Raw genomic sequence first — 15608 nt, forward strand, 5'->3', positions numbered from 1 at the left:
GTCATGGAGCTTGCGATTACCGCCGAATGTTCAACTGATTCGACCACTGCCCCCTTTCTGGATGTCCGGGAAACCCACACCGGTGTTGTCGTGCTGGCCGGCGATCGGGCATACAAGGCCAAGAAGCCGGTGCTGACCGATTTCGTCGACTTCCGCACCACCGAAGAGCGGGAGCGCGCCTGCCGGCGGGAGGTCGAGCTGAATCGCCGCCTGTCGCCCGAGGCGTACCTCGGGGTGGCCCACCTGTCCGATCCGGCCGGAGGCGCCGCCGAACCGATCGTCGTCATGCGCCGCTACCGCGACCAGGACCGGCTGGCATTCTTGCTCGGCCACAAGGCGTCCGGCGAATGCGAGCGGCTGTTGGACGCGATAGCCGCGGTGCTCACGGACTTTCACAGCCGGGCCGAGCGCAGCCCGTTGATCAGCATCCAGGGTGAGGCCGGTGCGGTCGATCAGCGATGGCGGGCCAATCTGAACGAACTGCACCAGTTCACCGCGGTTCCGGGAGTGACGCAGGAGACCGTCACCCGCATCGAGCGCCTTGCCGCGGAATACGTTTCAGGCCGGGGCCGGCTGTTCGCCCGCCGCATCGACGAGGACAGCATCCTCGACGGCCACGGTGACCTGCTCGCCGACGACATCTTCTTCGTCGACGGTCAGCCGGTGCTGCTGGACTGCCTGGAGTTCGACGACCAGCTGCGCTATCTGGACCGCATCGACGACGCCGCCTTCCTGGCCATGGACCTGGAGTTCCTGGGGCGCAGAGACCTTGGCGACCACTTCATGGCGCGCTACGTCGCGCTGACGGGCGATGCGGCGCCGCCGTCGTTGCAGCACTTCTACATCGCCTACCGGGCGGGTGTGCGGGCCAAGGTCGATTGCGTGCGGTTCCTGCAGGGCAGGCAGCAATCCGCCGACGACGCCGCGCGGCACCTCGCGATAGCGGCAGAGCACCTCACCGCCGGAGCCGTCCGGCTGGTACTGATCGGGGGGAATCCCGGCAGCGGTAAGTCCACCGTGGCCCGCGGGCTCGCCGAACAGGTTGGTGCACAGGTGATCTCCACGGACGATGTGCGACGGGAGCTGCGCGAGTCGGGTGCCATCTCCGGTAGCCCCGGGGTGCTGGACTCCGGTCTCTACAGCCCCGATAATGTCGCCGCCGTCTACGAAACGGTGCTGCACCGGGCCCGCGTACTGCTGCACGAGGGGCGGTCGGTGATCCTCGACGGCACCTGGCAGGACCCGGGTCTGCGCGCCCAGGCCCGGCGCATGGCCGGTGAAACCCATGCGCGGATCGCCGAGATCGTGTGCGCCGTGCCGGTGGAGACGAGCGCCGGACGCATCGAGCACCGTGCACCGGGCAACTCCGATGCCACCCCCGACATCGCCGCCGCCCTGGCGGCCCGACGCGACGCCTGGGAGTCGGCGTATCGAATGGACACCTCCCAGCCGCTCGACGCTTCCGTGGCCCAGGCCTATGAGGTCTGGAGCCGCGCGACCGACGACACTCTGCACCGAAAGGAACGGGCATGACCACGAACAACAGCTACGTCGCGGACATATCGGCGTTGCGCTTGACCGACGCCGAGGAGGCCGGCGGCAAGGGCGCCAATATGGGTGAGCTGGTCGCCGCGGGTCTGCCGGTTCCACCGGGTTTCGTCCTGCTCCGTGGTGGCTACCAGGCGGCGATGCGGGCCGGCGGTGTGGACACCGAACTCGCCGCGCTGCACCGGGAGGCGCTGGCGCAGGTCGACAACAGCGCCCGGCTGGGCGAACTGTGCCAGCGCATGCAGAAGCTGGTGGCCAAGGCGGGTGTCAGTGACGACGTGCGCGTGCAGCTGCTCGATTCCTACGCCAGGTTGGGGTCGAACACCGTTGTGGCGGTGCGCTCTTCGGCCACCGGCGAGGACGGCAGCGACGCCTCCTTTGCCGGGATGAACCGGACGCTGACGAACATCACCGGTGGCGAGGACCTGATCGATGCCGTGACGCAGTGCTGGGCCTCGCTGTTCAGCCCACGGGTCATCACCTACCGGGCCAGTCGCGGTTTCACCGCGGACCCCGCGATGGCCGTCGTCGTCCAGCAGATGATCGCCTCGGAGAAGTCCGGTGTCGCGTTCAGTGCCGACCCCAGCACGGGCGAGCGGGATCACCTGGTCATCGAAGCCGCGCTGGGCCTGGGTGAGGTCGTGGTGTCCGGAAAGGTCCAGCCCGACACCTATGTCATCGACAAGAAGACGCTGGGGGTGCGCGATTTCTCGATCGGGTATCAGGCCTTCAAGATCGAACGTGGTGCCGACGGTCACGACGTCATCGTCGAACTGACACCCGAGCAGGCCGAAGCGCGCGTACTCGACGACGATGCGCTACGGCGGGTCGCGGAACTCGTTGTCGCGGTGGAGAATCACCACGGCTGCCCGCAGGACGTCGAATGGGCGATCGCCGACGGCAAGACCTGGCTGGTGCAGGCCCGGCCGATCACCATGCTGTACGACGACGAGGCCGACGAATCGGGGGAGTCCGGGGAATCCGGGGTGTTGGTGCGCGGACTGCCGGCCGCGCCCGGCTCGGCCTCGGGTCGCATCCGGGTGCTGCGCACCCCGCAGGAGGGTAACCGCCTGCAGGACAACGAGATTCTGGTCGCCCCGATGACCAACCCCGACTGGCTGCCGGCGATCCGCCGCGCCGCGGCGCTGGTCACCGAGACCGGCGGGATGACCTGCCACGCGGCCATCGTCGCGCGCGAGCTGCGGGTTCCGTGCGTGGTGGGCGCCCGCGACGCGACGACAATCCTGCACGACGGTCACGTCGTCACCGTCGACGGCGGCCGCGGCACCGTCACCGCCGGCGCCGCCACCGCACCGGCGCAGGTGGTCGCGGCGCCATCGGCCACGGTGGCGACGGTCAGCGAGACCACCGGCACCAAGATCTACGTCAACCTGGCGATTCCGGACACCGCCGAGGCGGTCGCCGCCCAGGACGTGGACGGAGTGGGCCTGCTGAGGGCCGAGTTCCTGCTCACCCAAGCCCTTTCCGGGCGCCACCCGCGCGACCTGATCGCCCGCGGCGAGCAGGCCGGCCTGGTTGACGCCATGGTGGCCTCCATCGGCCGCATCGCCGCCGCCTTCGGGTCCAGGCCGGTCGTCTACCGGGCCACCGACTTCCGCAGCAACGAATTCCGCGGTCTGCAGGGCGGCGAGGCCTACGAGCCGGTCGAACACAACCCGATGATCGGCTACCGCGGCTGCTACCGGTACGTCAAGGAGCCCGACCTGTTCGCGCTCGAACTCGAGGCGCTGGCCCGGGTGCGGGAGCGTAACCCTAACGTGCACTTGATGATTCCTTTTGTCCGGACGCGGTGGGAGCTGGAATCGTGCCTGGCTCAGGTGGATGCCAGCCCGCTGGGCAGGCAGCGTGGTCTGCACCGGTGGGTGATGGCCGAAGTGCCGTCGGTGATGTTCTGGCTGCCCGAGTACATCGCGATGGGCATCGACGGGGTGTCCATCGGCAGCAACGACCTCACCCAGCTGGTCCTGGGCGTCGACCGCGACTCCGACATCTGCGCCGAACTGTTCGACGAATCCGACGGCGCGGTGCTCGATGCGATCGGACGCATCATCGCCACGGCGCGCAAGCACGGCATCACCTCGTCGCTGTGCGGCCAGGCACCGTCGACTAACCCTGCATTCGCCGAGCACCTGGTCCGGATGGGCATCACCTCGGTGTCGGTCAATCCCGACGCGGTGACGGCCACCCGGCGCACGGTCGCAGCCGCCGAACGCCGGTTGTTGCTGGAATCGGCTCGAGGTTGACAGCCTGACGGCACGGAAACTCGCGGTTGACAGCCTGACGGCACGGAAAGAGGTGTCACCATGACGCGGCACTGGCTGGTGATGGAAACCGACGGTCAGGGTGCGCGGGCGCCCTTTGCCGCCCGGTTGGCGGGTGCCGGCCGGCACCTTCCCGAAACCCGTTTGACCACAGACGACCTGATGGCGACCACCCGGCACCGCACCCACATCGATCTGGAGAAGCTGACCGGGATCCGGGAGCGGCGGGTGTCTGCGGGGGAGGAGGATTCGCTGTCGCTGGCCACGTCGGCGGCGCTGAACTGCCTGGCCAAGGCACAGCAGGATCCCGCCGACATCGACGTGGTGATCAGCTGCAGCATCACCAAATTCCGCGGCGGCCTCACCCAGTGGCTGGAGCCCACGATGAGCGGTGCGGTGGCCCGCAACGTCGGGGCCTACCGGGCGATGACCTTCGACGTGTCCAACGCCTGCGCCGGGATGCTCACCGGGGTGACGATCTTGAACAACTGGATTCGTCAGGGCATCGTGCGGCGCGGGCTGGTGGTCAGCGGCGAGTACATTTCGCAGCTCGGCCAGAACGCGGCCAAGCACATCCGCAACATCATGAGCAAGGAGCTGGCGTCTCTGACGCTCGGCGACGCCGGTGCGGCGCTGCTGCTGGAACGGGCCCCGGCCGGCGCGGCGGGTATCGAGCTGGCCGGGTTCACCACGGTCGCCGACTACAGCAGACTCTGCCTGGCCTATCCCCAAGGACACGACCCGGGCGCGCGAATGTTCACCAACTCGCGCGCCATCCAGAAGGCCGCGATCGCCAACACGCCGCTGCTGCTGCACGAAGTGCTTGACACCGTGGGCATTTCGATTCACGACATCGACCATGTGATCACCCACCAGACCTCGGCCCGCGCCATCCGCAAAGGCATGACGCGAATGAAGGAGTCCTTCGGTGACAGCCCGCAGCACGACGCGGTGATCACGGTCGACCGTTACGGCAACACCGCGTCGACGACGCACACGGTGGCCCTGGTCGAGGAACTGGAAGCCGGACGGATCGTGGCCGGCGAGCGGGTGGCACTGCTCGCGTTGGCATCGGGCCTGGAGATCGGTGTGGTCCTGGTGACCCTGGACGAGGATTTGGTGAGCCGTTATGGGCACAGTGATTGACCGCGTCGACGTCGCACACCCGCGGTTACGTGGCCGGCACAGCGCGTTGCACCTGGCTGTCGCCGCGGCGAAAGACTGTCTGCGACAGGCCCGATGCGAGCCGCACGAGCTGGACCTGGTGGTCAACGCCGGGATTTACCGCGACAAGAACCTCGGCGAGCCCGCGCTGGCCGCGCTGATACAGGACGACATCGGGGCCAACCCGGAGGATCCGCATTCCGGCGCACACGGCACCTTCTCCTTCGACATTGCCAACGGTGCCTGCGGCGTGTTGACCGCACTGCAGATCGTCGACGGGTTCTTGCGGACCCGCAGCGTGCGCCGCGCACTGGTGGTGACCAGCGACGCCGATCCCGGTCACGGTATGAGCGAGCACTTCCCGTTCTCGCCGACCGGGGCGGCGCTGTTGTGCGGCTGGACCGACGACGACTACGGGCTCAGCGACGTGGCCTGGGCGAACGCGAGCGACGCCCTCGATGATCTCGACACCTACTCTGCGACAGTGGGATTCGCCGACGGCCGTAATGTCCTGCGGTTCCGGCAGTCGGCCGACGCGGATGACAGGTTCGCGGCGGTGGCTTCCGATGCGGTACGGGCCTGCCTCGAGCAGTACGACGTGTCGCTGGACGACGTCGACCTGATCATCGCCGCTCCGGCCCGGCCGCGGTACCGGGAGGCGCTGAGCTCGCTGCTCGGCGTGCCCGCCGAAAAGGTGTGCGTGGCAGACGATCACCGCATGCATACCGCGGCGCTCGCCGCGGCTCTCGAGCAGCAGAGCGCCGGCCTGCGCGCGGGCGGCCGGGTGCTCTTCGTCGCCGCCGGCGCCGGCGTTGTCGCGGGTGCTGCTCTCTACCGCCAGCCGCCGCGCCGGTAGTTCACCCAACCACGACGCGATGTTCACGCAGTCGAGGACTTTAGGCCCACGACCGAGCGGCGTTCGCGCAATAGCGTTTTCGTGTGCCGAACGCGAGGAGTGAAAAGTGACGACATCGGAGCAGGGTGGAAAGGGCCTGGTCGTCGGAGTCGACGGGTCGGCGGCGTCGAACGCCGCGGTGGTATGGGCCGCTCATGATGCGGCGATGCGCAACGTCCCGCTGACGCTGGTCCACATGCTCAGCACGTATGTGCCCACGTTCCCCCAGATTCCGCTGCCCGGCGGCGTGGCGGTGTGGCAGGAGGACAACGGCCGGCAGGTGCTCGAGGAAGCGGCCAAGCTGGCCCGCGAGACGGCCGGTCAGGCCCTCGAGATAGCGAGCGAGCTGAAGTCGTCACCGCCGATACCGACGCTGGTAAAACTGTCCGAAGCCGCCGAGATGATCGTGGTGGGCACTCACGGACGCGGCGCGGTCGGGCGCGTGCTGCTGGGATCGGTGAGTTCGGGCGTACTGCGCGGGGCCGTCTGCCCGGTCGTCATCGTCCCCGCCGAGCAGACCGACGTCCGCGACGACGCTCCGGTGCTGGTGGGCATCGACGGGTCCCCGGCTTCTGAGCGGGCGACGGCCATCGCGTTCGACGAGGCATCGCGCCGCGGCGTGGATCTGCGAGCGGTGCACGCGTGGAGCGACGCCGAGATACTCGACCTCGGCGGCCTGGACTGGCCCGCGCTGCAGGTTGAGTCGGAACAGGTCCTTGCCGAGCGCCTGGCCGGCTGGCAGGAACGCTATCCCGATGTCGCGGTGCAGCGCCTTGTGGTCTGTGACCGGCCGGCCCACGAGCTGATCAACCAGTCGAAGTCCGCGCAGCTGGTGGTCCTGGGCAGCCGCGGTCGCGGCGGCATCGCCAGAATGCTGCTCGGTTCGGTGAGCAATGCCGTGGTGCACTCGGTACACACGCCGACGATCGTGGCCCGCACCGCAGACTAGGACGCCAGTGCACTGCGATCCCGCCGTCGCACCGCTCGGGTGGTCAGCAGGGTGCCCCAAGCACGAGCGGCGTTGTGGCGCATCGCATCCGGGTCACCGGTAGTGAGAAACACCTTGCGGGCCGGGCGTGCCGGCCACGCCATCTCGGGATAGCGGTAGGCGATCGCCGCGGCCAGGTGTTCGGCCGGATCGATGAGCAGGGTGTCGGGGAGGGCGGCCGCGAACCAGCGACTCGCCGCCGGGTAGTGCGTGCAGGCCAGAACCAGGGCCTGTGCCTGTCGCAGCGGGGCGACGATATCGGCCAGGTCGGTCTGGAACTGCGCGGAGCCGGTGCGGCCGGCCTCGATGTGCGCCGACAGCGGCTGCGCCACCCGGGGCCACACCACCCGTCCGGGCCGGGCCAGCCCGCGCTGATAGTGCCCGGCGTCGATGGTGCGCTGGCCGCCCACCACGCCGACCGAGGTGAGGTCTTCGGGAACCGAGGCCAGACCGTGGGTGATGATGCCCTCGACCACCACCGGCGCCGCCGTCAGCCCGGCTACCACCGTGCTGGCCGCGTTGCAGGCGAGCACCACTTCCGTTGCGCCGCGCTCGGCCAGCGCGGTGACCACCCGCATCAGCCGGTCGGTCAGTTCGTCGGCATGCATCCGGCCGTAGGGGGTGGCCCCGGCGTCGGACCAGTACACCACCGGCAGCCCGGGGACCAGCCGGTCCAGGGCGTTCACCAGGCCCACGCCGCCGATGCCCCAGTCGATGATGCCCAGGCAGGCTTCGGTGTCCACGGCGGTCACGGGTAGGAGAGCGGGGCGGTCTGCCCCTTGGCCAGCGGACCGGAATCGAACGCCACCACTCGGGCCGACCTGGTGGTCGTCAAGGTCTGCAGCCTCCGGTCGGGGAAACGGCTGCCGAAATACCAGCGGTATTCGTGCTCCGCGCGGATCGGATTGTGTTGCAGCATGTTCCGCCATTCTTCGTGGTTGGTCAAGGTGGCCAGGTCATGGGCGAACTGGGGGCGCTGTCGCCGGGTGCGCAGGTGCGCGACGGCAGAGCGGGCCAGTATCGGCAGCTCGCGGATCCGCACCGGTTGCTCCACCATGTCGACGACCCACAACCGGCCGCCCGGGGCCAGCACCCGCCGAATCTCGGCCATCACCGGGTCCCAGTCCAGATAGCGGAACGACAGGAACGAGATCACCACGTCGACATGGTTATCGGGCACGTCGAGGTCCGGGCCGTTCACCTTGCCGAATCGCAGCCGGGACCGGTCGCGACTGCGTTCGCGGGCCCGCGTCAGCATCCCTTCGGAACTGTCGACGCCGACGGCGAAGTCAATGTCGCCGTTGTCGTCCAGGGCTCGCAGCAAAGCCCCGTTGCCGCAACCGATTTCCAGCACGCGCACCCGGCGGCCGAGTTCGGCGTGGGCGGCCGCCAGCCGGCCGGCCACCCACTGCCATTCGGCCTCCCGGACCCGGATGTCGGCGTAGGCCCGGTCGTAGAGTTCGGCCACGCGGTCGTAGGAGCGTTCATGTTGTGCGGCGGCGGGCCGGCTTTCCACCATGGGTTCGGCGGTACAGCCGAGGTACTTGCGCACGCTGCCGGCCCAGCCGTGTGACTTCTTGCCGGGGGCGGCGATCAGGTAAAGACTCGGGCGAGCCGCCGGTTGACGGCCCGCCCACGCAAACCGGTCCGGGCGGGCGGACACGGTGGTGTAGTTGTGGTTGCCGAACGCGGTCACACCGAACACGTCGGCGAAGAACGGCGTGAACCAGCGCGCCGTTCGGCAGGCGTGAAAATATGCCTGGCCGCCGGGGGCAAAGGGGATCGTCATGTCCCGCCACTCGTGCGGTGAGAACTGTTCTGGCCAGTCCGTGGATCCGAACATCGGGCCGTACATGCCCGAGTGGCTGATCAGGTGCAGCTGGCCGATCACCCGGCCCGACGACGCGAACCCGGCAATTTCTGCGGCGAAGTCGGCCTTGCGGCGCAGACCGGAGACCACCACCTCGGCATCGGGGTGTGCGGCGGCCAGTTCACGGCCCATGGTGGCCGCGGCGACCGCGAACTCGGCCGAACCGCCGCGGTAGTGGGTGGTGTGGGCCACCCAGATCACCGGCTTGGGTTGGGCGACTGCGGGTTTCGCAGCGGCGAACGGGATGCGCGGATGCTCACCCGAGGGGATCCAGGCACCGTAGTTGCCGACGAGTTCCAGCATTTCGGCCCGCTCGACGTCGAATACCCGCATGCCGGCCGGCGGTGGACTGTACAGATGCAGAGACAGCCCGCCGGACGGGGCGGCCATGTCGTGGATGACCTCCGGCGAAATCTGAATGGCCGTACCCTGGTGACGCGCAAGCTGTTCGGAGACGTTCAACCCCGTTCCCGCCCAGCAGAACCGGCGTTCGCTGAAGGAACCCTCGATCGCGATCACGACACCGCCCGCGCCGCCGTGGTCATGCGGCGCGCAGCGGTGGCCCGGGCGCCAGCGGGCTAGCATGATCTCCACCTGGTCGTCGACCCGCAGGATGGAGCGCGAATACGGCTCCCCGTCCCCGGCGTCGCCGGCGAGCGCTGACAGGGCCGGCCGGGCCGCGGCTGCGCGGGCCAGCAGCTGCGCGTCCGGGACCGCGCCGCGCACCGCAACGGCGGCCAGTTCGTCGAGCAGGGGTGCCAGCTCGGCGAGCTGGTCGCGCGTGGTGGCCGGCAGGTGGTGCGCCGTATCGGTCATGTTCTTCCCCCTTTGACGAGCCCGGCCGGGGAGCCGCCGTATTGGTTTCGGTTTGGCAACCAAACGGTCTCGCCAGGCTCTTGGAGGATCCTTGGAGGATTCTTGGAACGCGCGACGTCACTCCCCGACCGCGTGGGCGTCGAGCGGGTTGAGCCGGTTGACGATCAGCGGGTCGGCCTTCGTGAACGGGAAATCGGGCAGGTCGTCGATGTGGGTGTTGAACGTGGCCGCGAGTACTTCGCGAGAGTAGGCGCTCACCGACGCCCGGTAGCCGATGTCGCCGGGAGTCGGCTGGTCGAAGAAGATGCAGAAGTGCATCTCGGGGGCGTCGAAGACCTCGATGTGGTGGGGGTAGGCGCGGGGGATGAAGTACACGTCACCCTGCCGCAGGTGCCAGGTGTCCAACTCGCCGCCCGGCCCCATGACGGTCATCCGCGCCGCGCCCCGGTTGACGTATCCCATCTCCGCGGTGATCGGGTGCCAGTGCGGCTCCCGCATTCCGTCCTCACGGATGCGCAGCGAATACATCGACAGGTCCTTGAGCGCCGGCCAGTACTGCAGCCGCGCGGTCCGGGCCGAGCCGACCGCCAGGCTGACCGGGGGAGTCATCGCCTCGACGGCGAACTTGTGGGGGTCATTGAAGAATGCCGTGGCAGGGACGTCAGGTGCTCCGGCACGCGCCGCCAGCGCGCGGTCGGTGGTGCTGCGGCGCAGCGAGGCGAAGTCCGAGGCCGGCAGGTCGTAGGTGTTTCCCAGCACCGCATCGGTCATGGCGCCGAAGGCGGCGCCCAGGCCGAAGTCTTCGGGACGTTCGTTGCGGAAGGTGATGATGAACTCGCACACGTCGGTGCCGATGTTCTCGATGTGGTGCAGTGAACCCGAGTCGATGTGGAACATCTCGCCGGCGCGCACCACGAAAGAGCTGAATTGGCTGCCGGTGTCGAGCACGGAGACCAGAGCGGTGCCCGACACGCAGTAGGTGAGTTCGTTGGCGTTGGCGTGCCAGTGCGGGGTGCGCATCGCGCCGGGGTTGATCAGCAGCCGCTTGATCGACATGCCCTGCAAGATGGGGAAGTTGTCGGCCGTCAGCCGCTGAATGGAACCGAGGTCGGACTCCTCCACGACCTCACCGTTGACCAGTGATGCCACGTGCGTGCTTGTCTGCGTGAGCATTTCATCCTCCTTAATCATCCTGCCTTCAGGATCGGGCCGGGATGAGCGCACCGTCCAACACCCGTTTTCGATGTTTTGATCGGCGGTGGTTATCAAAGGGGTGCGCGGACGCGGGTGACAGACTCGTGGCATGTCTGACATCGAATTCACGTCGTCGGCGGCAATCGTGCCGGTGCGGGACCTCGACGCCGCTCTCGTTCGATACCGTCGGCTGGGATTCGACGCGCGCGGCTACGCGGGTCCGGAACGCTACGGCTTCGTCGATCGTGGCCCGGTCCAGATGCATCTCACCGAATGGGCCGAGCATGACCCGTTGACCACGTCGTCGAGCGTGTACTTCTACGTCAGCGACGCCGACGCGCTCTACGCGGAATGGAAGGCGTTGGCGGATCTCGGCGGGCGGCTGCACCCGCCGCACGACACACCTTACGGCTTAAGGGAATTCGCTTACGTCGACCCGGACGGCACGTTGCACCGCGTCGGGTCGCCGCTCTAACTGTTGCGGTAGACCCTGAGCGCCGCCGTGATCATCGGAAACTGCAGCGGCAGGCGGGCCAGCGCGAGGACACGCATCGGCCACGGTTTGCCCCACCACAGCCGAACCATGTTGAGGTTGCCCGGGTAGACCCCGATGAACAGCGCGACCGCCGCGGCGGCGGCGGGTCGCCGAGTGTTGCGCGGCAGCAGCAGTGCCCCGATGACCAGCTCGGCCACCCCCGACGCGTAGGTGTAAAAACGTGCGCTGAACGGCAACTCGGCCGGGATGATCTCGTCGAACGGCTTCGGCGCCACGAAGTGCAGGGTGCCTATGCCGAGCAGCATCGCCGCGAGGCGGTAGGCCGTGGTCTGGGCGGGGGCGCGTTCGGCGAGCGATTCGGTGGTCATGGCGCTAATCATGCCCGCGGCCGGCGACCGTTGCGTCGGCGGTGCCGGCCGTCGGCGTGGATCGTCGCACCCGCACGGGCGCGTCACCGTCCCCGAATGTCTACTCGGCCTAACATCAGGTTCCATGGTCGAGATTCACGTGCAGCGCACGATCGCCGCACCCGTGGAGCGGGTCTTCGACTGGCTGGCCGATCCGGTGAATCTCGCCACGGCGCCGCTGGTCTTGAAGTCCGCATGGAGCAAAGACACCAAGGGGCCCGGCGTCGGCGCCGTTCGCGAGGTACTCGGGACCGGCATGTGGTTCCGGGAGGACATCACGGCCTACGACCGTCCGCACAGCTACTCCTACCTGATCGTGGGCGCGTTTCCGGCCTTCGATCACGACGGCGGGACCCTGACGTTCACCCCCTCAGGCAGCTCATCCGGCGAGGGCACCCACGTCGACTGGCTGACCAACTACACCCACCCCGTTCATGCCGGCGGCAAGCTGATGCAGCTGGTCAGCCGGCCGCTGTTGCGGGTGAACTTCCTCGCGATCCTGGCAGCTTGCGATAAAGCGCTTGTGAGTTAGCTGTGAACCTGACCATTCGCTCCTCAAAAAACCAAACCTCGTGCCGTTGCGGTGTAGGACTACCCCTACCCGCCACATACGGTTGCCGAGGGGTCAGCCGTAGTGGCGGCACAAAGCAGGAGCGCCGATGAGCGCCGACCGCGCCAAAGGGCGCACCTTGGTGGTGACCGGGCGCCGCATCGGGCATCGGGTTGGCGACAGCCCGGCGACTGTTGGACGAGGGCGGCACCGTCATCGGCGCCGACCTCGTCCCGCCGCCGGACCTCGGCCCGCAATTCCACTTCGTGGCCGCCGATGTCAGCGACGAGACCGCAGTGGCTTCGCTCTTCGCCGCGGTACCCGAGCGGCTGGACGGGGTGGTGCATTCCGCCGGAGTGGCCGGCGGAGGTCCGGTGCATCTGCTGCCGCAGTCCGAGTGGGATCGAGTCATCCGGATCAACCTCACCGCCACCTTCCTGGTGGCCAAGGCGGCACTGGCCAGAATGATCGAGCAGCCCCGGGTGGACGGTGAGCGCGGCTCGATCGTGACGCTGGCCAGCGTCGAGGGCCTGGAAGGCACCGCGGGAGGCAGCTCCTACAACGCCGCCAAGGGTGGCGTCGTGCTGCTGACGAAGAACATCGCACTCGACTACGGGCCGAGTGGGATCCGGGCCAACGCAATCTGCCCCGGTTTCATCGAAACACCGCTTGCTGAAAGCGTTTTCGGAATACCAGGGATGGAGGGCCCGCGGGCCGCGATCACCAGAGAACACGCACTGCAGCGGCTGGGGCGACCCGAGGAGGTGGCGGCCATGGCGGCGTTCCTGCTGTCCACCGATGCCTCATTCGTGTCGGGTCAGGCCATCGCGGTCGACGGCGGCTATCTCGCCGGCCGCGACCACGAGGTGGTCAAGCTGTTCGGACTGCCCGACTGAGTCAGTCGCCTTTTCCGCCCTTGGGTTTCTTGCCGGATCTGCCTGGCGGCCCGCCCGGAGGCGGCGGCGCGGGTTCCGGCGTGCTGGCGACGGTCGCTGTATCCGGTGTCGTGGCCGCCGGTGGTGGCAGCGGTGCTGTGGTGCCGGCCGGCGACGAGGGCGGCGGGTTCGAGGAGGGCGCGCCCAGTGCCATCAGCATGATCGCGAGCAGCAGCACGGCCAGGATTGCCGCGGCCCACAACTTCCGGCTGACACGCGTCGGCTCGGATTGCGCCGGCACGTACGCGGACGTGGCCACGACCGGAGGCGTCGGCATCACCAGGGTGGCCGGGCGAACCGGAGCCGGACGGGGAGCGGGGGCATTCAAAGCTTCGCGCATGGCGTCGGCCTGGTAGAAGCGCTGGGCCGGGTTGCGGGTCATCGCGCGCTCGCAGACGGCGGCCAGTTCCGGTCGCACGTCGGGCCGCAGCGCGGCGACCGGCGGCGGCGATTCATGCAGGATGGCGTTCGCCAGCGCGGCGAACTGCTGCTGCGGGAACGGCCGCCGTCCGGTCAACGCCTCGTAACCGACCACGCCGACGGCATACAGGTCGTCGGCCGTCGTCGCCGGCTTCCCCGCCAGCCGCTCCGGGCTCAGGTACGCCATCGTGCCGACGACCTGCCCGGTCATCGTTTTCGCTCCGCCCGCAGTCTTGGCGATGCCGAAATCCGCGAGCTTGGCTTCGCCGGACGCGGTGAACAGGATGTTGCCGGGCTTGACGTCGCGGTGCAGGATCCCGGCGCCATGGGCCGCGGACAGCGCGGCAAGTACCGGATCGAGAACCGTCTTGACGAAGGGCTGCGGGAGCGGGCCGCGCGCAATGTGGTCGGCCAGCGACACCCCGGGCAGGCGCTCCATCACGATGAACGGCAGTCCCTGGTGTTCGCCGACATCGTGGACGATCACGATGTTCGAACTGCTCAGCGCGGCGGTGGCCCGCGCCTCGGTCTCGAAGCGCAGCCGCGTTTCAGGCCCGTCCTCGTTGCCTGGACCTGACTGCAGCAGCTTGATTGCCACCGGGCGGCCCAGCTTGAGGTCCCATCCTTCGCGGACTTCGGACATGCCACCCCGCCCCAGGACCTTGCCCAGTTCGTAGCGGCCACCAAGCACGCCGAGCGGCTGCGTCAGCGTTTCGCGATACTCCATGGTCATTTCCCCTGTGAAATAACCACACATGTTCGAGCTGAAACTTGTGGCGTACGGTCGACGTGTCGTTTTTCGTGGCCCGGCCAGGGTCAGCAATCACGATTGGAAGCGCCGATGACGTCGACAACCGAGGTGAGTGGCCAGGTCGTTGCACTGGCCCGGGGAATGCGGGATCTGGTCCGGGCCGAGGCGGGTGCGTGCGAGCAGCTGCGGACGCTGACGGACGCCGTGGTCGACGAGATGTGGGACAGCGGGCTGATGACCGCCCTGAGCCCCGCCGAGGCCGGCGGCAATGAGCCCCCGCTCGCCGAGTTAATCGACACCTGGATCGAAATGGCTTGGCAGGACGGCTCTTTCGGATGGATCGGGATCGCCAACCTGCCGTCCAGATTCGCCGCGGCCACCTATCTCGACGACCAGGGTTTCGCGGAAGTGTTCACCGCGCACGACAACCACGTCACGATGGGCGGACAGTTCTTTCCCAACGGGCAAGGTGTCGTCGTCGACGGCGGATACCGGCTCAGCGGTTCGTGGAGCTTCGGCTCGGGCACCGGCCACTCGCAGTACGTGGCCGCCGGGTTCTTCCCGATGGACAACGGCGAGATGCGCTGGATCAGCGAGGGCATCCCGGACATGCAGGTGGCTCTGGTGCCGCGCGAGGAGATCCAGTTCAACGACGGCTGGCACGTGCAAGGCCTCAAAGGCACCGGTTCCTATGACTACAGCGTGCAGGACGTGTTCGTGCCCAGCAGCAGGACCTTCGGGCTTTTCGACCGCCGGCCGCGCCGCGGGTCGTCGCCGGCCGCGCACATGGGATTGATGCCGGTGACGGCCGCCGGCCACGCCTCGTGGGCACTCGGCGTGGCCAAGAGCATGCTCGACGACGTGGCGGAGTTGGCCGCGACGAAGTACCGGATGAGCGACATGGCGTCGCTGGCGACTCGCCCGACCTTCCAGAAAGGTCTGGCGCACCATGTGTCCGCCTGGCGTGCGGCCCGGCTGCTGGTGCTGGACGCGTTCGGCGCCGCCGAAGCCGCCGTCGCCTCCGGGGACGACCTGAGCCCGATGCTGCGGGCGGACATGCGCGCTGCCGCCGTCTTCGCCACCGACGTGTCGCGCGAGTGCGCGGAATGGGCGCATCTGGTGGCGGGAACCAGTTCGATCCGGGAAGGCAGCCGCCTGGAACGGGCCTTCCGCGACATCTACACCGGCACCCAGCACGCCTTCATCAGCGAGAAGGTCGCGATGGACTCGGCGCAGATCTGGCTCGGCCTCATCGAGGACCAGTTCGGGCTCTAGGTGTAGCTGCCTTGCGC

13 protein-coding genes and 1 pseudogene are annotated in these 15608 nt (G+C 68.4%); 9 read left to right on the forward strand and 5 right to left on the reverse strand.

Features of this window, described 5'->3' with window-relative positions:
- The first annotated feature begins 3 nt into the window (after positions 1–3).
- The 5 genes from QXH22_RS17635 (at position 4) to QXH22_RS17655 (ending at position 6838) form a co-directional block, all read left to right on the forward strand.
- A complete protein-coding gene (locus QXH22_RS17635; protein ID WP_306276478.1) occupies positions 4–1533 on the forward strand; it encodes a bifunctional aminoglycoside phosphotransferase/ATP-binding protein in 1530 nt (509 codons plus the stop codon).
- Positions 1530–3812 (forward strand): phosphoenolpyruvate synthase, encoded by a 2283-nt coding sequence (gene ppsA / locus QXH22_RS17640; protein WP_306276479.1) that lies wholly within the window; start codon positions 1530–1532, stop codon positions 3810–3812. The genes QXH22_RS17635 and ppsA overlap by 4 nt, the downstream gene beginning before the upstream one ends.
- Before the next feature lie 60 nt (positions 3813–3872).
- Positions 3873–4976, forward strand: coding sequence for a 3-oxoacyl-ACP synthase III family protein (locus tag QXH22_RS17645; protein ID WP_306276480.1), 1104 nt, complete (start codon positions 3873–3875; stop codon positions 4974–4976).
- Positions 4960–5850, forward strand: a complete 891-nt coding sequence (locus tag QXH22_RS17650; RefSeq protein WP_306276481.1) for a 3-oxoacyl-[acyl-carrier-protein] synthase III C-terminal domain-containing protein — start codon at positions 4960–4962, stop codon at positions 5848–5850. The genes QXH22_RS17645 and QXH22_RS17650 overlap by 17 nt, the downstream gene beginning before the upstream one ends.
- Before the next feature lie 106 nt (positions 5851–5956).
- Positions 5957–6838: a universal stress protein gene (locus tag QXH22_RS17655; RefSeq protein WP_306276482.1), complete on the forward strand. Its 882-nt coding sequence runs from the start codon at positions 5957–5959 to the stop codon at positions 6836–6838.
- On the opposite strand, the gene QXH22_RS17660 is transcribed toward QXH22_RS17655, so the two are convergent.
- The 3 genes from QXH22_RS17660 to QXH22_RS17670 form a co-directional block, all read right to left on the reverse strand.
- Complete coding sequence (locus QXH22_RS17660; protein ID WP_306239796.1) at positions 6835–7629, reverse strand: glutamate racemase; 795 nt, start codon at positions 7627–7629, stop codon at positions 6835–6837. The two genes, QXH22_RS17655 and QXH22_RS17660, sit on opposite strands and share 4 nt — an antisense overlap.
- Positions 7626–9563, reverse strand: a complete 1938-nt coding sequence (locus QXH22_RS17665) for a methyltransferase domain-containing protein (protein ID WP_306276483.1) — start codon at positions 9561–9563, stop codon at positions 7626–7628. Before QXH22_RS17665 ends, QXH22_RS17660 begins: the two co-directional genes overlap by 4 nt.
- A gap of 117 nt (positions 9564–9680) precedes the next feature.
- Positions 9681–10736 carry a cupin domain-containing protein gene (locus QXH22_RS17670; protein WP_306239798.1) on the reverse strand — a complete coding sequence of 352 codons (1056 nt, stop codon included), beginning with the start codon at positions 10734–10736 and terminating at the stop codon, positions 9681–9683.
- A 139-nt stretch (positions 10737–10875) separates the two neighbouring features.
- Between QXH22_RS17670 and QXH22_RS17675 the strand changes: the two genes are divergently transcribed.
- A complete protein-coding gene (locus tag QXH22_RS17675; RefSeq protein ID WP_306244071.1) occupies positions 10876–11232 on the forward strand; it encodes a VOC family protein in 357 nt (118 codons plus the stop codon).
- Here the strand turns inward: QXH22_RS17675 and QXH22_RS17680 are convergent.
- Positions 11229–11621 (reverse strand): hypothetical protein, encoded by a 393-nt coding sequence (locus QXH22_RS17680; protein WP_306239800.1) that lies wholly within the window; start codon positions 11619–11621, stop codon positions 11229–11231. The genes QXH22_RS17675 and QXH22_RS17680 overlap by 4 nt on opposite strands.
- A 124-nt stretch (positions 11622–11745) precedes the next feature.
- Between QXH22_RS17680 and QXH22_RS17685 the strand changes: the two genes are divergently transcribed.
- Both QXH22_RS17685 and QXH22_RS17690 read left to right on the forward strand, forming a co-directional pair.
- Complete coding sequence (locus QXH22_RS17685) at positions 11746–12192, forward strand: SRPBCC family protein (protein WP_306239801.1); 447 nt, start codon at positions 11746–11748, stop codon at positions 12190–12192.
- A 127-nt stretch (positions 12193–12319) separates the two neighbouring features.
- Positions 12320–13106, forward strand: a pseudogene (locus QXH22_RS17690) (SDR family NAD(P)-dependent oxidoreductase).
- Between the two features lies 1 nt (position 13107).
- On the opposite strand, the gene QXH22_RS17695 reads toward QXH22_RS17690, so the two are convergent.
- The gene (locus QXH22_RS17695; protein ID WP_306239802.1) at positions 13108–14292 is read right to left on the reverse strand and encodes a serine/threonine-protein kinase; all 1185 of its coding nucleotides are present in this window, start codon (positions 14290–14292) and stop codon (positions 13108–13110) included.
- A gap of 114 nt (positions 14293–14406) precedes the next feature.
- On the opposite strand from QXH22_RS17695, the gene QXH22_RS17700 reads away from it, so the two are divergent.
- On the forward strand, positions 14407–15591 hold the full coding sequence (locus tag QXH22_RS17700) for an acyl-CoA dehydrogenase family protein (protein WP_306239803.1): 1185 nt from the start codon (positions 14407–14409) through the stop codon (positions 15589–15591).
- Positions 15592–15608 lie beyond the last annotated feature (17 nt).

The organism is Mycobacterium sp. TY814, from assembly GCF_030755175.1.
Classification (GTDB): domain Bacteria; phylum Actinomycetota; class Actinomycetes; order Mycobacteriales; family Mycobacteriaceae; genus Mycobacterium.